The 17,572-nt window shown below is 62.1% G+C and carries 12 protein-coding genes and 1 pseudogene; 5 read left to right on the top strand and 8 right to left on the bottom strand.

What is annotated here, in order from left to right; all coding sequences use genetic code 11:
• Positions 1-91 precede the first annotated feature (91 nt).
• The 3 genes from BLW50_RS02090 to BLW50_RS30975 are packed head-to-tail and all read left to right on the top strand — an operon-like array spanning position 92 to position 3,127.
• A complete protein-coding gene (locus BLW50_RS02090) occupies positions 92-802 on the top strand; it encodes a ribonuclease activity regulator RraA (protein ID WP_090696786.1) in 711 nt (236 codons plus the stop codon).
• Between the two features lie 17 nt (positions 803-819).
• Positions 820-1,761 carry a dihydrodipicolinate synthase family protein gene (locus tag BLW50_RS02095; protein ID WP_090696789.1) on the top strand — a complete coding sequence of 314 codons (942 nt, stop codon included), beginning with the start codon at positions 820-822 and terminating at the stop codon, positions 1,759-1,761.
• A 49-nt stretch (positions 1,762-1,810) separates the two neighbouring features.
• On the top strand, positions 1,811-3,127 hold the full coding sequence (locus BLW50_RS30975) for a VpsF family polysaccharide biosynthesis protein (protein ID WP_244544108.1): 1,317 nt from the start codon (positions 1,811-1,813) through the stop codon (positions 3,125-3,127).
• Positions 3,128-4,972: 1,845 nt separating this feature from the next.
• Here the strand turns inward: BLW50_RS30975 and BLW50_RS30980 are convergent.
• The 7 genes and pseudogenes from BLW50_RS30980 to asnB all read right to left on the bottom strand — a co-directional run.
• Positions 4,973-5,344 (bottom strand): annotated as a pseudogene (locus BLW50_RS30980) (Wzz/FepE/Etk N-terminal domain-containing protein); the annotation flags it as partial.
• A 91-nt stretch (positions 5,345-5,435) separates the two neighbouring features.
• Positions 5,436-6,638 carry a glycosyltransferase family 4 protein gene (locus tag BLW50_RS02105; RefSeq protein ID WP_090696796.1) on the bottom strand — a complete coding sequence of 401 codons (1,203 nt, stop codon included), beginning with the start codon at positions 6,636-6,638 and terminating at the stop codon, positions 5,436-5,438.
• Positions 6,635-8,137 (bottom strand): polysaccharide biosynthesis C-terminal domain-containing protein, encoded by a 1,503-nt coding sequence (locus BLW50_RS02110; protein ID WP_170849939.1) that lies wholly within the window; start codon positions 8,135-8,137, stop codon positions 6,635-6,637. The genes BLW50_RS02105 and BLW50_RS02110 overlap by 4 nt, the downstream gene beginning before the upstream one ends.
• A gap of 2 nt (positions 8,138-8,139) precedes the next feature.
• Entirely contained in the window at positions 8,140-8,928 is a 789-nt protein-coding gene (locus BLW50_RS02115) for a WecB/TagA/CpsF family glycosyltransferase (protein ID WP_090696801.1), read from the bottom strand.
• 7 nt (positions 8,929-8,935) lie between these two features.
• Positions 8,936-9,787, bottom strand: coding sequence for a class I SAM-dependent methyltransferase (locus tag BLW50_RS02120; protein ID WP_090696804.1), 852 nt, complete (start codon positions 9,785-9,787; stop codon positions 8,936-8,938).
• Positions 9,787-11,112 carry a phenylacetate--CoA ligase family protein gene (locus BLW50_RS02125; RefSeq protein WP_090696807.1) on the bottom strand — a complete coding sequence of 442 codons (1,326 nt, stop codon included), beginning with the start codon at positions 11,110-11,112 and terminating at the stop codon, positions 9,787-9,789. Before BLW50_RS02125 ends, BLW50_RS02120 begins: the two co-directional genes overlap by 1 nt.
• A 5-nt stretch (positions 11,113-11,117) precedes the next feature.
• Entirely contained in the window at positions 11,118-12,920 is a 1,803-nt protein-coding gene (asnB, locus tag BLW50_RS02130; RefSeq protein WP_170849940.1) for an asparagine synthase (glutamine-hydrolyzing), read from the bottom strand.
• 229 nt (positions 12,921-13,149) lie between these two features.
• On the opposite strand from asnB, the gene BLW50_RS30190 reads away from it, so the two are divergent.
• On the top strand, positions 13,150-15,093 hold the full coding sequence (locus BLW50_RS30190) for a heparinase II/III family protein (protein ID WP_170849941.1): 1,944 nt from the start codon (positions 13,150-13,152) through the stop codon (positions 15,091-15,093).
• Positions 15,090-16,184, top strand: coding sequence for a glycosyltransferase family 4 protein (locus BLW50_RS02145; protein WP_170849942.1), 1,095 nt, complete (start codon positions 15,090-15,092; stop codon positions 16,182-16,184). The genes BLW50_RS30190 and BLW50_RS02145 overlap by 4 nt, the downstream gene beginning before the upstream one ends.
• Here the strand turns inward: BLW50_RS02145 and BLW50_RS02150 are convergent.
• On the bottom strand, positions 16,169-17,479 hold the full coding sequence (locus BLW50_RS02150) for a glycoside hydrolase family 5 protein (protein ID WP_090696818.1): 1,311 nt from the start codon (positions 17,477-17,479) through the stop codon (positions 16,169-16,171). The two genes, BLW50_RS02145 and BLW50_RS02150, sit on opposite strands and share 16 nt — an antisense overlap.
• Positions 17,480-17,572: the final 93 nt, after the last annotated feature.

Genomic DNA, 17,572 nt, shown 5'->3' on the forward strand with positions numbered 1-17,572 from the left:
TGCTTGCCGGGGTGGTTCCAGGCACCCGACTGACTTCACATTCTGGCCGGGATGGCGCATGGGAGGGGGAATTTCGACCGCCGGAGCTCCCATGGCCCTCGACCCGCATATCGTGAAGACGCTGAAAGGCGTCTCGACCGCGACGATCACCACCGTGATGCTGAAAAAGGGCCTGCGTAACCTTTGGATTCGCGGTGCTATGCCGCTGAAATCAGATCAAGAACGGTTGGTAGGGCCGGCCTTCACTCTACGCTTCATCCCGGCGCGAGAAGACCTCGCCACCCCAGAATCCTGGGGCAATCCGATCTCGACCCGCACTGCCGTCGAGGCGATGGAGCCTGGCGATATCGCGGTCATCGATGCGATGGGCGTCACCGATGCGGGTTGCTATGGCGACATCCTCATCGCTCGCATGGCCAAGCGCAAGGTTGCCGCTTTGGTGACCGACGGGGCGGTGCGCGACATTGAGGGGATCACCGGCACCGGTCTGCCGGTCTGGTCCCAGGGCTGGGCCGCGCCGTCCTCGGTGCAAGGACTCACCTTCGTCAATTGGAATGAGCCGATCGGCTGCGGTGGTGTCGCGATCTTTCCGGGCGATGTGATTGTCGCCGACAAGGATGGGGCCATCGTCATCCCAAAAGCTTTCCTCGACCACGTGCTCGACACGGGGCCGGAGCAGGAGCGGATGGAGGCGTGGATCATGGGTGAGGTCGAACGCGGCGAAAAATTGCCGGGCCTCTACCCGATGAATGCGGAAACCAAGGCCCGCTACGACGCCTGGAAGAAGTCACAACACGATTAGCCTCAAAGGTTTATTCTATGTCTTTCGATCAAAATGCGCTTGAAAATGCCTTTGGTGTTTACGCAATCGCTGCTACGCCGTTTCATCCCGATGGTCGGCTCGACCTGGCTTCGGTCGCGACGATGACCGATTTCTATCTGCGCTGCGGCGTTTCCGGCCTGACCATTCTTGGCATCATGGGCGAAGCGCCGAAGCTTGATCCTGATGAATCCATGGCCGTGGTGAAAAGCGTTATCGCGCATGCCGCAGGTATTCCGATCATTGTCGGCGTCTCTGCGCCGGGCTTTGCGGCCATGCGGGCTTTGGCGCGCTCGTCGATGGAGGCGGGGGCTGCCGGGGTGATGATCGCGCCGCCGCCGCATCTGCGCACCGACGATCAGATCATCACCTATTATCGCCAGGCGGCGGAGGCGATCGGCGCTGACGTGCCTTTCGTCATCCAGGACTATCCGCTGCTGCTTGGTGTGGTGATGACGCCGAAGGTCATTCGCCAGATCGTCATGGATCACCCCTCCTGCCGCATGCTCAAGCATGAGGACTGGCCGGGGCTGGAAAAGATCAGCACGCTGCGTGGCTTCGAAAAAGACGGGTCGATGCGGCGCACGCCGATCCTGTGCGGCAACGGTGGCCTGTTTCTCGATTTCGAGATGGACCGTGGGGCCGATGGTGCGATGACCGGTTATTGCTTTCCCGACATGCTGGTCGACGTGGTGCGTCTGGCTCGGGCGGGCGAGCGCGACAAGGCGCATGATCTCTTCGATGCGCATTTGCCGCTGGTGCGCTACGAGCAGCAGCAGGGCGTTGGCCTGGCGGTGCGCAAATATGTGCTGATGAAGCGCGGCGCCATCGCTTCCGATGCGCAACGTAAGCCCGGCAGCGCGCTCACCGCCCAGGCGCGGGCTGAGATCGATTATCTGCTGCAGCGCCTGGCCCGGCAAGATCCCCGCGCGGCCTTGTGACTGTCTCTTGGCGCGAATCAGCGGTAGATTCGCACCCGAGGACGAAACGATGAGGATTGAACGCGCGGCGTTGGAACAATCGGCCTCGGCTCCTGGCCGTGGGGCGGGTTGGTCTGCGCCGGCGGCCGAGGAGGCGGGATTGCCGCGTTTCTTTGGTCTGGCGCGGGCGGCCTTTGTGGTTTTCTGCATCGCCATCGTGCTGCGCGTGATGATCGGCGACGGCATCCTCAATCTGGTCGAGCGCTATACCAGCGAGGGTGGTAGCCTGATCGAAAAGATCCATCCGGCCGTCTATGTGATGCTGCTGTGTGGCTTCGTCATCTATGCAACGGTGGGGTTGCGCTTTCTGCCGCAAGAGCGTCCGGAAGTGCGCGCGTTCCTGATGTTGGCGGGGCTGTTGGCTCTGATCGGGACCATTAACATTCTGGTGGGCCGTGGTTCCTCGGCCGGCTATGTCATCGACAGTTATATTACGACACTGCTGATCGCCGTCTTGCTCTATGCCATGCCGCACAGCTGGCGTGGGACGGTGGGCCTGTTGGTCATTGGCGCCATCGCCTTCAACTCCGCCTTCATGATGCTCGAGTTTGGCCTTGGTCGGACTTTGGTACCGGCAGCGATGGAAGCAGCGGAATTCCGCCCCGCTGGCTTCCTTGGCACGCCGCTCACGGTGGGTGTGCTCAATCTTGCGACGGCGATCCTGGTGGTTTCCCTGCCGATCAACACATTGATCAAGGCGGGTACTATCGCGCTGTTGGTTTTGGGTATCCTCATTGCCGGCGCGCGCACCGCTATGCTGTTGACGAGCGTGGTGATCCCGGTGGCGCTCGTCCTTGCTGCCTGGCAGCGGCGCTCCGGAATGAGTGCGGGCGTAACGGCAGTGACGATCCTGCTGGTGGCGATTATCGCTGGCCCGCTCATCTTCGTCGCCGCCAACGAACTCGGCTTTCTGGCGCGCTTCCAGAGCGGCTATATCGACGACAGTGCCCAGACGCGCATCGAAATCTACCGTGTGTTCGACTATGTGAGCTGGAAAGAGATTCTGTTCGGCAGCGATCTGCTGACGCTGAAGAAAATCGTCAACGATAAGCTCGGCATTCAGTTCATCGAGAGCGCAATTGTCTTTTTTATATTCGATTTTGGCCTGATCGGCTTTATCGCTTTTTCGATTTTGTTCGGCTGGCTGCTCTATGTGCTGAGCCGCGGTTCGCACATTCTGCTGCCGCTGGCGACGCTATGTTTTCTCGGGCTTGCTCTCACCAACAATACGCTGGCGACCAAAGTACCATCGCTTTTTGCGATGCTCGTCATGCTTATCGGTGTTCGGGCTATCCACCTGCGTAGCGACCGGGGGCAGCTCGACTGACGCTTGTGCTGGCGGTCGGTTGCCGGTGATTGACACCAGCTGCGGATGCAAGCTGCTAGCCCGGCTGACGGCGTCGAACACGGCTTCGATTTTCGTCGCGTCGGCCTCGTTGGCATCGGTGGCGATGATACAGTCGGACGCCGCTTCCGCCAGAAGTCCAATGAACGGATTGGAGACAGCAAGGCCGGCGTCTATGACGAGCATGTTGACGTTGGCGCATAGCCGTTCGAGCCGATCCACCAGGTCACGCCGCACTTCGCGGGACACGGGCTTGTCGTCCGCCATGGCGGCGGACAGGAGATGTGGCAGGCCATTGCGCTTCCACTGCACACTGCCTTCGATGTTCATACCCTGGTCGAGCTGGTCATAAAGGCCAGCCTTGCCGGCGGAACCGCTCAACTGCGACAGGCCCATTGTCGTGATGTCGCCATCGACGGCGATGACGTCGAGACCCTCCCAGGCGAAGCTGCTGGCAAGCGCCAGGCTGAATTCGCTGCCGATCTCGCTATCGTCGACGGAGCAGACGAGGATAATGCGCAGCGGGTCATCCGGCGCGAGGCGTTTGATGAGGCCGGCGACTTCGTTCAAAGCCGGCGGTGGGGCCAGGGCGCGCTGGAATTTGCGCTTCGCTACGTATTGATGGACGTAAGCGCGATCGATTTCTGCGAAAATCGGAATCGTCGTGCGCTGTGTCTGCTTCAGGAGGGGCGCGCCCGGTCGCGGCCTAGAGCCGCTTACCGCGCCGCCTGCTGCACCACTTGCTGCACCGCCTGCCACACTGGCTGCGAAGAAATGCGTCAGCAAGGCCAGGCCGACGCCAAGCGGCAAGCCGGCAATGCCGCCGAGAATGGTGAGCATCGGCGCCGAAAGGCCGGTCGGCGCTGCCGGCTCGTTGGCCGGGGAGATGATGCGCGTCTGATTGGGCTGGAAGCCCGCCTGCTCGGTGATTTCCCGAGCGCGAACCAAGAATTGTTCATAGACCTTGCGGTTGGCGTCGGCGGCGCGTTCAAGTTCACGGATGCCGATGAGCGATTGGCCAGCGTCGGTGGTTGCCTTTTGGGTTCGGTCGAGCTGGGCGACGATGGCCTTCTCGTTGTTGAGTGATTGGGTGAGTTCAAGTTCAGCCGCTTGCCTGCGCCGCGCGACTTCCTGATCGATGGCGCGTCTCGCTTCGGCGACGCGGGCGGTCGCGGTCGCCAGTTCCGGATGCCGCGGACCCAGGCTCTGGCGTAAATCATTTTCCTGCCGGGTCGCTTCAGCGAGGCGCAGGCGCAATTGCACGATGGCGGCGGAATCGAGCACTTCGGCCGCTGCTTCTTGCGAGGCGCGGCTGCCGAGGCTGCGGATCTGGTCGACCCGGGCGCGGGCGCGAGCGGTGCGGCCGCGCGCTATGTTGAGCTGGGTAGTGAGTTCGCCAGCATCTTGGTCGAGCGTCAGTTTGCCGTTGGAAAAGACGAGGTTGTTCTTGGCCTTGTAGTCCTCGACCCGCTTTTCCGCAGCTTCCACTTGGGTGCGTAGATCCTTCAGGCGCGCAGCAACTTCCTCGCCGAGACGCTTGGTGACGAGTTGGCGGGTGTTGACCTGTTCGTCGATATAGGCTTCCGAGACAGCCTGGGCGAGGCGTGCCGCCTTTTGCGGTGTGCTGGCGGCGACAGCGACGTCGACGACGAAGCTGCGTTCCGAACGCCGCACGGTCAGCGCCTTTTCTAGAACGGCGGCGGCCATCGCTTCCGGATCGGCGGTGCCTGCGGGCCGTCCCAGAACCATTGCGCGCAAGCGGCCGAGAAGGCCGGGGCGTGGCACGTAATCGGGATCGTTGGTGAGATGCTCGCGATCGACGACCGTGTGCAGCACCGCATTGGACGTTAGAATGCGAAGCTGGCTTTCGAGGTCGGCATTCAGAGTATCGGCGTTTTCAAAACGCTGGTTGATGTCGCCCTCGATCACCTTGAGGCCGCGCGTGTCGATCAGCAATTGGGTCGTGGCGATATAGCGCTTTGGTGCGGTGAGGCCGTAAATGCCGGCCGCGATGGCCAGAGCGGCGACGCAGAAGGCGATCAGCGGCCAGCGGAGCCGCAGGATATGGAGCAGTTCGCGCAGTTCGAAGATCGGGGCTGGTGCGGACGCGGCAGCCGTCCGCACAGGTGCGGCGTCGGCTCGCGTGGCGCGAAACCAATCCTTCGCACCCAGATAGGCCGGCCCATATCTGTCATCCATGGTCGAAACCGATGTCCGCGATTATCGTGAAAACGCCGATGGTTACGCGCCCCAGGCAATGGGGTCGTTAATAATCCAGAAAGGTTAATTTTTATTTCTGAATTACGTCGGAGACGGGGCGAACCGTGGCCGGGTCCAAGAGTACTGTCATGACGGCCTCAGCGGCCTCGGCCGAGCGGGGCCAGGCGTAGCGGGCCGCGTTATGACGGGCGGCGGCGGACAGGCGGCCGTAAAGGGCGTCGTCCTGGACAATGGCGCCGATGGCGTCGGCCAAGCCTGCCGGATCGCCCAGGCTAACCAGGAGCGAGCCTTCCGGGGCGACCTCGCGGAAGGCTGGAATGTCGGTGGCGATGACCGGCGTGCCACGATCCTGGGCCTCGATCAGGGGCAGGCCGAACCCCTCATAGCTGGAACAGGAGACCAGGGCGCGGGCCTTGCTCAGGATCGTGTCCAGCTCGGCATCGCCAATCGCCCCCAACGGGGTGATGAGGTCTGCGGCACTGGCCAACACGTGATCGGGGTCGCGGCCGACATGGTAGGCGGCGACCGGGGTACCGCGCTGGCGCAATTGGTTCAGCGCTTCGATCAACAGGCCGGCATTCTTGTTGGGCGTCAGATTGCCGAGCAGCAGGACATAGGGTTGGTGCAAGCTTGCGGGCAGGGGCGCTTGCGGCTCGAAATGCGCCATCACGCCGGCGCCGGGCACCAGCCGCGTCTTGTGCGCAGCGCCACGATGAAACCGCCGGACGTCGTTTTGCGTGTTGTGTGAGACGCAAGCAATAGCGTCGGCGCCGCGTGCGGCGAGGCCGAAGAACAGCGACCACCACAGGCGATGGCGGAAGCCATACATCTGCGGCAGGGTCTTCATGTAAAGATCATGCGCCGTAACGACGGTCGGAACGCCGGCTGTCGGAGGACACATCGGGTTGATCGCGTAGACGAGGCTGGCGCCTGTCGTCGCTACCGCCTGGCGCAGCATGGTACGCTGGCGCAGGTAATTCAGTGGTGTCGACTCGATCAAAGGAAAGGTCAGGACCTTTTCGAGCCGGGACGCGATCGATGCGGGCAGTTGTTCTGCGGTGAAAGTGGAGGCGAGCGCATAGCGATAGGTGCCGCGATCGAGCAGCGCCTCGATCAGGCCGAAAGCATAACGGGTGATGCCGGTGATGCGGTCCGCCGGTTCGACTAGATGATTGACCAGAACAAGGGGACGGGCGGTGAATGTCCGCGGTGCGGGCGCGCTGGCCGAAGAGGGCGGTATGGTGATCGCACGGCTTTCGAAGGCGAGCGTCATGGCTGCTGCCCCGCGAACAGATGGTGCTCCCACGGGGCGGCGATGAAACGGCGCAGATCGAACCGAACGATCGCGACCAGCAAGGCGAAATAAGCGCCGCCGTAAATGACGCCGCCGACGACGAGTTGCAGCCAGGCGTTTTGCGGCAGCAGCGCCTGGGCCGCAAACACGATGGCGGTAGCTGTGATGGTGCAGGCAAAGACGCGCAGGATCGACTGCACGGGAATTTGGAACGGCCATAGTCCACGCGAGACCAATGCCGACGCGAGAACCGCGGCGCAACTGCCGATCATGAAGGACACGGCGGCGCCGACTGGGCCGTACATTTTCACCAGGGTGATGGACAGGGCGAGTGTCGCCAATGAGACGCCGCTCAGATAGGCGAGCAGCAACCAGTTGCGTCCATAGGCATGGAAAATATTGTCGAAGACGACATGTTTGATGCCCAGAGCAACGGCGCCGATGGCAATAGGTCCAATGAGTTGGACCGCGATCGCACGGTCAAAACTGGGCAGCACGCAATCGACGATGGGGCCTGCCAGCGCAATGCAGGCGCCGGCGGCGCCGAAGCCGAGGATGCAGCTCGCGACCAGATAGCCAGCGATCTTGCGGTCACCCTCGCCGCCTCGGTCCTGGGAGAGGAGCGCGGGAAAGGCTTGTTGATTGAGGGCGAAGAGAACGAGGTCGACCGGCTGCCGGGCGACGGCGGTGGCCGCCACATAAAGGCCCACCATGCTGGGGCCAAGCCAGGTTTGCAGGATCAGGCGATCGACCCAGCCGAACTGGAAGGTCAGCGCGGTGACGAGAATGGTCGGGATCGCGATGGCCTTGAACGTGCCGGCAGCGAGGTGTTTCGACAGGATTTGGCGGAAACTACCGCCCAACACGGGCAGGGAGATCAGGATCGAGAGGCCGGCGGCCAGCGAAAAGGCGATGGCGGTATGGAAGAAGCTGCCCCAGCCGCCGAGAACGGTGCCAAACACCAAAACCAGCATGGCGACGCCGCGAATGCTTTCAACCAGGCCAAACAGGCCCTGCCGGTTCAGCGCCTGCAACAGGGTCAACACCAGGCGCAGGATGGCGAAATTGACCACATAGATCGAGACCGCCACGCTCAATTCGAAGTCCGGTGCATCCGGCATGAGGGGCGCGATGAAACAGGTGGCGATGACGCCGATGAGGATCGTGCCGATGGCCAGGGTCGAAAAACTGAAGCGGGTTGTGGGCACCTCTGGTGCAGCCGGCGCGCTGCTCTGGACCGACTGGCGGATGAGCAACAGGCGGAACCAGTTCGCCGCCGTCATCTCGATGATTTCGCCGAGGGTGATGACGAGCGCGAACAGGCCGTAATTATGCAGGCCGATATAGGAGGGCAGCAGAATGAGGACCGCGAGGGTAGCCAGCCGCGAGCTCACGCTGCCTGACAGCGTGAACAGGTATTGAACGCGTTCAATGCGTTCGAACAAACCGTGGCGGCCTGAGATGAGGGCCATTGTCATGGTCAGCCACGCGGAGCGGGCTTGCCTCCTACATTCGGCAGGTTGGAACGGGAGCGTGCCAGCGTGCGCGCTATCATATCCTTCACCAACAGGCCCGCGAAGATAGTATTGGTCGTTAGGTAACGTTTCCACATACGCCGGGGCTCTTGCAAGAGCCGATAGAGCCATTCGAAGCCGGATTTCTGCCAAGCGATGGGCGCGCGCTGCACGAGCCCGGCGGCGACATCCAGAGTCCCACCAATGCCCATCACGAAGGGCACGTTCATTTCGGTGCGGTAGGCGGCCATGAACCGTTCTTTCATCGGGGTCGGCATGGCCAGGAACAGGCAGTCGGGCTTGGCGGCCTTGATTGCATCGACGATTTCGCGCTCACGGCCCTTGAAGTAGCCATTTTGACGGCCAGCGATCTGGAGGGTCGGATGGCGCGCTTCGATCCGGCGGCAGGCTTCCGACAGCACTTCTTCGGTGGCGCCGAGCAGATAGGGGCGAAAGCCCTGGGCGGCGCAGGCGGTCATCAGGTGATCGAAAAGGTCGACGCCGGTGACGCGCGGGACATTGCCGTGACCGGCGAGTTTGAGCGCCAGCGCGATGCCGGCGCCATCGATGCCGATGATGTCGGCTTGGCGCACGTCGCGGTCGAGCTCTTCGTTGGAGCGTGCCGACACGAGTTTGGCGACGTTCAGCGCCACATGTTGCACAGGCTGGCGCTCGCGCATGGCGGTGGTCGCCGCGTTGATCGTCTCGTCAAGGGTCAGGATATCGACCGGGCAGTTCAGAACCGTCGTGCGCATGCTGAGCCTATTTTTCCATAACCGCGACGCATTCGCCGCAATAGCGGCGCAGGCTGGGGAACGCGCCGAGCAGGACATCGTCAGCGCCTTTGAGTGCGCGCAAGCCGGCGCGTACCACCGGATTGCCGGTATGGGCTTGGACGATCCGCTTGCCCATGAACAAGAGCGACATCTGTTCGAGCCGATAGGAGCGAAAACCTTTGCTGAAATCGGCGATATCGGCGGGCTCGAGAATGACGTCGCCCTTGGCTTCTTCACCACGCATGCTGACCTTGCGCATCATATCGAGAACGGCATTGCCGCGCAGGGTTTCGCTGATGATCACTTGACCGCCGGGCTTCAGCACGCGCAGCGTTTCCTCACGCACACCCGGGTATTTGATGGCGTGATGCAGGACTTCGTGGAAGAGGATGATGTCGAATTCCTCATCCGCATAGGGCATGGCTGTCGCATTGGCGACCTCGAACCGGCAGGTGTCGGCGACGCCATTCTCACGCGCCAGTGCATTGCCAGCCTCGACGCCGACCGGCGACAAGTCGAAGCCGCGCACGTCAGCGCCTTTCAGCGCGAAAAAAACACCATACTGACCGATGCCACTGCCGACATCGAGAACCTTCTCGCCCTTGAGATTGTCGACATCCATCAACTCGAAAACCCGCCGCGTGCGGTGACCGCGATCGGGACGGGCTCCCGGTTTGAAACAGTAGTCTTCCCATTTCAGTACATGAGCAGGATCGATCCGGCGCGAGCGCTGGCCGAAGGGCATCATACCGTCATAGACACGGTCATGTTCCTCGCGCTCGATGCGCTCCCATTCATCGGGGGAAATCGCATTGATATCAGCAGGACTGGCACTCATTAGATCGACTCCGGTTCCTGGCTCTGGCCAGGTTGAATGACGGGGCGGCGCAGGAGCAGGGGCGCCTTGCCATTCGGTTCTCTTACTGGTCGATCTACGAGCACGAAGCGTGCCGGGATGTCAGGGGGGAATTTCAGGGAAAGATTGCTCTTGATCGCCGCGATCGTGGCCGGGCCATAGCCCTCGCTCGGGGCGATATAAAGGGTGAGGCTCTGGTCCCGCGTATAGTGAAGCTGGATCGAGGCGGCGCCGCGCACGCCACGCTGAATATGGTTGAGACCGATGATGCGGCGGCCGTTCGGTAGATCGATATATTCGCTGTTGCGCCCGTCGATGGCTTCAAATGCCTGATGCCCGGCAGCGATCCGCGCGAGAACGTCGGGGTCATGGCTCGGCACGCGGACCCGATCGCCTGTGTCATAGCGCACGAAAATCTGGCCATGGTCCCAGAGCGAGGTGGCGATGATGCGGGCCAAGCCTTCTTCGTCGGGCACCAGTTCCACATGGCCGTAGAAGGGCAGGAAGCGGCAGCCCTCATTGTCGATGTCGGCGGCGGCGACGATGCGCTCGGCATGGCCGTAATAATTGACGATACGGGCGCCGAGCATTTCGCGCGCCAATTCGGCGGTCGCTGGCGGCAGCGTTTCGGACGATGCGAAGATCACCGGGATGTGCAGGCCCGAGTCGATGGGCAGAGCGTGCAGCAGCGCGCCGAGCGAAGACGGGTAGCAGAACAGGATATCGGGCGCGAAGTCATGCAGCGCGCGGATATAGGCACCGATACTGTCGCGGTTGAGATGATGCGCCGAGAACAGGCGTTTGCGCCGTCCTTCGTCGACCCAGAAGGGCGGCGACATATCGACCGGATTCTTGATGGAATCGCCGCGCAGCACGGCGACGCGCGACAGTGCGCAATCGGCACCGGCCTTGCGGCACAGCATGTCGATGGTGGCTTGCTCGAAGACGACGCCAGCGGCGGTACGCGTCACCTGCATCGGCTGGCCGGTGGTGCCGCCGGTCGCGCCGTTGGCGCGGGGGAGGACGCCACGGGTGGCGAAGAGCTTCTCGCGTCCGATCAACTGCGGCTTGGTGAGGATCGGCCAATCCTGCAGGCGCTGGCTTGTCGATGCCGGCGTATAGCCGGGCAGGGTGCGCGCTCGGTTGAGGATGGCGGTGATGCGCGTTTGCGCCCAGGCGGCCTGTTCTTCAGGCGTAAGCGTGGACACACGCGTGATGGTGCGTCGCGCATAGTCATAGAGGCCGGGCGGCCGGCGCAAAAGCCGGTCGGTGAGCGCCGTATGCTTGAGCGTGTCAATAATGCTCATGTCTGTCACGCGATCGCCCGGAGGGCTCGAACATTATGCTCGAGTAGATAGAACGCCCACAATTTGTCGGGAATATTGGCGCGGCCGCTGAGATGCCAATCCACCATCTTGTCGAGGGCGCCGGGGCGGAAATAGTCGCGCTGCCAAGTGCTGGCGAGGGAATCCATCAGCCGCTCCTTCAACGAGGTGCGGAACCAGCGTGACAGCGGCAGATCGAAGCCGACTTTGCGCCGGTCGATGCAGGAGGCCGGAATGTGTCGGCGGGCCAGTTTTTTCAGGATTACCTTCTGCGAGAAGCCGTTGATTAGGTGGTGATCTTCGAGGCCGGCGGCGAAATTGGCGACCGAGCGGGTGACGAAGGGCACGCGCGCTTCGACGGAGGCATGCATGGTGGCGCGATCGGCCGCCGTCAGCATGTCGTCGGGCAGGCGATACTCCTGGTCGAGCAGCAGGGCTTTACTCAAGGATTTGGCGAAGGGTGCTTCACCCACTGGCACCGCGAACAGCTCCGGCGCGAGCCAGGGTTCGACGATCATGCTGGTGCCATGGAAGGTGCAGTCGCCGGTGGCGAGCCGCGCCGCATGGACGAGACGGGTGCGGTGGGGCGCGAATCTTTCCAGGCCGTGGGCGATGGCGGAAAAGTGGCGCGCCGCTGGATTGAGCTTGCGTGCCATGGCGAAGCGCCACTGCTGGTGATAGCCGCCGAAAAACTCATCGGCGCCTTCGCCGGCCAGCAAGACTTTGTAGCCAGCTTCGCGGGCGAAACGCGACAAGGCGTAGAGCAGGACGGTGGAGGGATTGGCCACCGCATCATCCATGATCAACGGCCAGTCGGCGATCAGGCCGATGAACTCATCGTCCTCGCAATACATGACGTGGTGGCGCAGGCCGTAGCGTTGCGCCACGGCGGCGGCATGCTGGCTCTCGTCATAAGTCTTGTCGCGGAAGCCGATGGTGAAGGCGGCGAGATGATTGGTGTGGCGCGCGGCGAAGGCCGTCATCAGGCTGGAATCGATGCCGCCGGAAAGGAGAGCTGCGACCGGCACATCGGAGATCAGATGGCGCTTTACCGAGGCATCGAGAATCTGTTCAAGCTGATCGAGCAGTTCGGCTTCGGTTCCACGCACCGGATCGAAGCGGCGCGGCTCCGCCCATTTCAGGCTTTCCAGGGTCCAGGTTTCGAGATCGAGCACGAAAGCATAGCCGGGGGCGACCTCGACCACATCCTTGAAGATGGTGTGTGAGGAGCGCATGCCGCGCGAGGTGTAATATTCGACGAGCGAGTCAGGGTTGATCTCCTTCTTCGACAGCGCCATCAGTGGCGGCAGGGTCGAAGCGAAGGCGAAACGCTCGTCGTCCTTATAGAAATAGACCGGTTTGATACCGAACTCGTCGCGGGCGATGACCAGGCGCTTGCGGGCCTCGTCGAGATAGCCGAAGGCGAACATGCCTTCCATGCGGTTGAGCGCCGGCAGACCGCCGGTGCCCATGGCCTGCAGCAGGACTTCCGTATCCGAGGTTGTGCAGTAGCTAAAGGCGGGGTCGCGCTGTTCGCGGAAATTGTAGATCTCGCCGTTGAAGACGATCGCGCCTTTGGTGTCAGCCATCGGCTGCGCGCCGCCGGCAAGGTCGATGATCGACAGCCGGGTGTGGATCAGATCGACCTCGACGCCGGGCAGCGGGCGATAGGTCTCGTGGCCATGGGCATCGGGACCGCGCAAGGCCAGATGGTTGAGGGACAGGCGGACGAATTTGTCGCGCAAGACCGGATCAGGTTTGCGCAGCGCCAATCCCGCAATTCCACACATGCCCACAATCCCGTTTGGCTTCTTGACCGGAGGCATGCCCGTTCGGCGACGGCGGACCAGTCCACCCCGCTTTTACACACACCCTGTTCCCGGAGACCTGTTTCAAAATGAAACACGGTTTGGTCTCCTCGTTTTTCTTCCAAGTGTTGTGCCATACCTCTCATTTACAGAATGCTTCTACGATCTGAGAAAACAGGCCCTTTTGGCCCTGACGAGGATTTTTGGGCCGATGTGGGATCGATTGCGTTGGTATGGCGCGCGGCTTTCGACGATGAGCGTGCCGGAAATTGGCCATCGCGTTCTTGAACTGGGCCGTAAATCCCGGTTTCGTGCCGAAAAGCGCGGCTGGGATGCTATTGCTGCCGGCTCCGACGCGCCGTTTGCCGTGCTGAGCGAGCTGCAAACGCGGCTGCGTCAGGTGCCGGCGTCCTGTGGCGTGGGCTTCGATCCGGCGTTGGCCTTGGGCCGGCGCTGGCCAGCCTCTCATTTCGATGGCGCGCGACCGCGCGACAGCCTGTGGCGTTTCGATCCCATATCGGAACGAGCTTGGCCCGGCGCGGAGCAGGCGGGTTTTGACATTGATGTTCGCTCCACCAACGCCACGCCGGATGATCGGCTTCGCACCGGCGACGTTAAATTCGTCTGGGAGCCGGCGCGACTCCAGGCCTTGCAGTGGCTGGCGGTGCGTGCGGCGCAGGGAGATCGCGCGGCTTTCGAAGATGGCATGGCCTGGGTGCAATCGTGGATGTCGGCCAATCCGCCGTGGCGGGGCGTGCACTGGACCTCGGGCATCGAGATCGCGCTGCGTATTGTTTCCGTCGTCTTGCTGATTGCGGGCGACGGCACGGCGGCTGCAGAGGCACCGCATCGCTCAACCTTGCTGCGCTTTCTCAAGGCGCATGCCATTTGGCTGGTTCGCTTTCCTTCCCTCCATTCCTCGGCCAACAACCACCGGGTCGCCGAAGGGCTCGGCCTGTTTTTGGCCGGCATGGTTCTGCCTGCCTCGCAGGAGGCCACGGCCTATGCGCGGGAAGGGCGGCATATTCTAGAGGTTGAGGCGTCCCAGCAGATTCTGCCTGATGGCGTTGGCGCCGAACAATCGCCGACCTATCAGGGCTTCACCATGGAGATGCTGGCTTTGGGCCAGCTTGTGGCGCGTGCGCTCGGCGTGCCGCTGGCAGCGGTTGTCGACGAGCGGTTGCGTCGGGGGGCTGCCTTCCTGGCTGCTTTGCAAGACGACGCGGGGCGGGTGCCGGCGATTGGTGACGATGATGAAGGCCGGGTCGTCGCCAGTTCGGGTGTCGCCGAGCCGCTTTACGTCGCCTCGATTATCCATGCGGTCGCGGGTCTTCTGGGTGAACCGAGCCAGTCCTGCGTTGCGCCTGGCTATCTGCGCGAGGCTTTGTTCGGCGCTCTTGATGTGGTCGCGTCCGCGCCGCGCCGGTCGTTCAAGGATTTTGCGGCAGGTGGTTACGTCGTCGTTCGCGACGAGGCGGCGAACCATCGCTATCATTTGATCTTCGATCGCGGGCCGCTGGGCTATCTGTCGCTTGCCGCCCATGGACATGCCGATGCGCTGGCGATCTGGCTAAATGTCGATGGCCAGCCGCTATTCATCGACGCCGGCACCTGGCTTTATCATTCCGGCCGAGAAACGCGGCGTGAGCTGCGCCGTTCGCAAGCGCATAATACTGTGTCAGTGCAAGGCGGATCGCAAAGCGAGCCGTCGAGCGCGTTTTCGTGGAAGAACGCCGCCAAGGCCGAAGCCTTGTTCACCTCGCCGCAAGCTTGGTCGGTGGAAGGGGCGCATGATGGCTATCTGCGTGCCCTCGGTGTGCGCCATGCGCGGCGGATCACGCGTGCCGCCGATGGCTTCGTCATTCAGGATCGTTTGATCGGTGCGAAGAGCGCTCTTCCCTGCACTTGGAACTTCCTTCTCGCGGAAGAGGTTGAGGCTGAAATCGTTGGCGATAAAATCCTGCTGTCGCAGGCGGGGCGTTTTCTCGCTTCGATCGCTGTGCCGGCCGCGTTAACCGCGTCTGTTGAACGCGGGCGTTATGCGCCGCAATTTGGCATGTTGCGCGATACCTGGCGTATTGCGCTCGCCGGTGACATCGGCGAAGAGGGATGTATGATCGCCGTTTCATTTGTCGCGACGACGGAAAATTCATGACCGAAGCCGCATCCGCTTCCCCGAAACGCCTGCTCATTGTCTCGCCTGTCGGCCTTTTCGGGCAGGGCGGGATCGATAGGCTGTTATTCTATTTCCTCGATGATTTGCGCGAAAGAGGTCAGGACATGACCTTCGATCTCGTGGGCGCGCGCGGCGATGCCAAGGGTTGGCGGTGGGTGCCGCATTTCTGCCTGGCGCTCGCGCGCTTCGCCTGGCTGCTGATGACCCGCAGCTATGGCCTTGTTCACATCCATGTCTCGACCGACGGCAGTGCTCTGCGCAAACAGGCGTTTGGCGCCGTCGCTCGATTGTTCGGCGTGCCCTATATCATTCATTTTCACGGCATGATCAGCAATGAGACGATCGAACGCAATCCTCCATGGTTGCGCGCGCTCGGTCGTCTGGCGCGCGGCGCCGATAGTGTGATTGTGCTAGGCGAAGCCTTTCGCCGGCCTTTCCGGGATGTACTTCGCGTCGACAATCATTGTATCGAAGTCATTTACAATGGCGTGCCCGATATCCGCTCGGATGCAGTCATCCCGCGTCCCTATGACGGTGTGCTGTCGCTGTTGTTCTGCGGCGAGATCGGCAATCGTAAAGGCATGGACCTGTTGATTGGGGCTCTGTCGCTGCTCAAATCCGACGGTTGGGAATGCACGATCGCCGGTAATGGATCGATGCAACCTTATGAAGCGGCCATTGCAGCGGCCGGGATGAGTGATCGCCTGGATATCAGGGGGTGGTTGACCTTGCCCGAGGTGCATCAGCTGATGCAGCAAGCGGATGTCGTCATTCTGCCGTCTCGCGCTGAAGCGCTGCCTCTGTCTCTCATCGAAGGCGCTTGCGCTGGAACAGCGCTTATCGCCACCAATATAGGGGCGGTGGCGGAAGTGGTTCAGGAGGGCGTCAACGGCCTGCTGATTCCACATGATCCGGCCACCATTGCTCAAGCGATCAAGCAACTCATGCAAGAGCCGATGAACCTGGCCGGGATGCAGGAGCAGTCGCGCGTTCTCTATGAAAAAAGATTCACCGTGCCCGTTTTCGTCAATGCGATCCTGGCGATCTATCGCCGCTATGGTGTCGTCTGACGCGGCGGGCGTGATGATAGCCCCAACGCGCTGAGCGTGCCGTCGTGCAGCGGCAATCGATTGCGCTGCTCGACGAGGCCCATCTGGGTATCGTTGATATCCCATAAGGCCCAGCCGAAACCGCGACGTTCCGCGGAGGCGCGAATGGCCCGCATCCAGGCTTCGCGATCGTGGGATTTGGCGCCTGGCTGTTCCGGCGTCTCGCGCATGATGCCGAATTCGCCGAGATAGATGCGCTCGGATGCGATACCGTTGTCGCGCGCCCAAGCCTCGACCTTGCCAAAATCGGCTCTGATACGATCCTCGGAGAATTTTGACTTTTCGTATTGTTCGACCGCGTCGAACGCTTCTTGCTTGAGGCGCTCACGATCGGCGATCGGCGGGCGCGGATCGACGTCGATCTTGGCGGCGATTAACGTCGTCACAGCTTGAACATTGGTGCGATCCGCTGGCCAGGCGAGACCGGAGAGATAGCGGAAGTAGAGCATGTTGGATTGGGATGTCACGACGCCCTGATGGGTGAAGACATGCGGATCGTAGTAGTGGAAGGACCAGAACAGATTGGGATCGTTGAAGTCACTTGGCTGGAGCGACAAAAGCCCGGGGATGCCGCCGCCGGCAGCGCCGGAGATCACCAGTGGTAAAGCCGGATTGACCTGCCGAATGGCGCGATGCATGGCAGACAGCATGCGCCGCCAGCGTGCCGCTGTGAAACCGTCGTAGCCGTAGGGCGGCTCGTTCATCAGTTCAAGCGCGACGCGGGTCGGATCAAGTTCCTTCATCGCCTCGGCGACCGAGGCGAGGACGACGACGTAAGCTTTGAACAGGGCGCCGGTCTCGTTGGCGACGATGCGTTCGGGCCCGAAGCGCTCGACCTGTTGGGTCGGATGGAAATCGACCACCACTTGCAGGTCCTCGGCCAGGATTTGCCGGCAGCGTTCTAGCAGGATCTGGTTCGCCTGTTTCAACTGTTCCGGATCAGCCTGCAGGAAGGGGCCGGAATCGATGGTCATGCGGATGTGATCGAGGCCGCATTGCCGGTAGGCCCGCAGCAGGCCGGCACCGATGTTGAAATGCGGAGTGCTGAAGGGCGGCCAGGCATAGCGTTGCGGATCACCGGGCTCGACATCCGCCCAGTTCATCATCGTATGGATTGAACCGCCGCGGCGCAGACGTGGCGCGGGCGATGCGGCAAGCGGCGGACCAGCGCCTATCAAAGGCAATGCCGCGACGCAGGCCGCGCCGGCGGCGGAGGCCAGCACAATGCGGCGCGACAGGAGCTTCTTGTTTCTCATCTGTCCACTTCCCGGATCGGCATCATGGTGAATGTTTTGAAATGGCACAGATACGTGCCGCTTCCCATATCACTGGCCGCTGTTCCCCAGAGG

Source organism: Beijerinckia sp. 28-YEA-48, from assembly GCF_900104955.1.
Classification (GTDB): Bacteria; Pseudomonadota; Alphaproteobacteria; order Rhizobiales; family Beijerinckiaceae; genus Terripilifer.

Bases quoted from the DNA above. Each gene is read 5' to 3' on its own strand.
- BLW50_RS02090 (WP_090696786.1), top strand. From the start codon at position 92: ATGGCCCTCGACCCGCATATCGTGAAGACGCTGAAAGGCGTCTCGACC.
- BLW50_RS02095 (WP_090696789.1), top strand. From the start codon at position 820: ATGTCTTTCGATCAAAATGCGCTTGAAAATGCCTTTGGTGTTTACGCA.
- BLW50_RS30975 (WP_244544108.1), top strand. From the start codon at position 1,811: ATGAGGATTGAACGCGCGGCGTTGGAACAATCGGCCTCGGCTCCTGGC.
- BLW50_RS02105 (WP_090696796.1), bottom strand. From the start codon at position 6,638: ATGACGCTCGCCTTCGAAAGCCGTGCGATCACCATACCGCCCTCTTCG.
- BLW50_RS02110 (WP_170849939.1), bottom strand. From the start codon at position 8,137: ATGACAATGGCCCTCATCTCAGGCCGCCACGGTTTGTTCGAACGCATT.
- BLW50_RS02115 (WP_090696801.1), bottom strand. From the start codon at position 8,928: ATGCGCACGACGGTTCTGAACTGCCCGGTCGATATCCTGACCCTTGAC.
- BLW50_RS02120 (WP_090696804.1), bottom strand. From the start codon at position 9,787: ATGAGTGCCAGTCCTGCTGATATCAATGCGATTTCCCCCGATGAATGG.
- BLW50_RS02125 (WP_090696807.1), bottom strand. From the start codon at position 11,112: ATGAGCATTATTGACACGCTCAAGCATACGGCGCTCACCGACCGGCTT.
- asnB (WP_170849940.1), bottom strand. From the start codon at position 12,920: ATGTGTGGAATTGCGGGATTGGCGCTGCGCAAACCTGATCCGGTCTTG.
- BLW50_RS30190 (WP_170849941.1), top strand. From the start codon at position 13,150: ATGTGGGATCGATTGCGTTGGTATGGCGCGCGGCTTTCGACGATGAGC.
- BLW50_RS02145 (WP_170849942.1), top strand. From the start codon at position 15,090: ATGACCGAAGCCGCATCCGCTTCCCCGAAACGCCTGCTCATTGTCTCG.
- BLW50_RS02150 (WP_090696818.1), bottom strand. From the start codon at position 17,479: ATGAGAAACAAGAAGCTCCTGTCGCGCCGCATTGTGCTGGCCTCCGCC.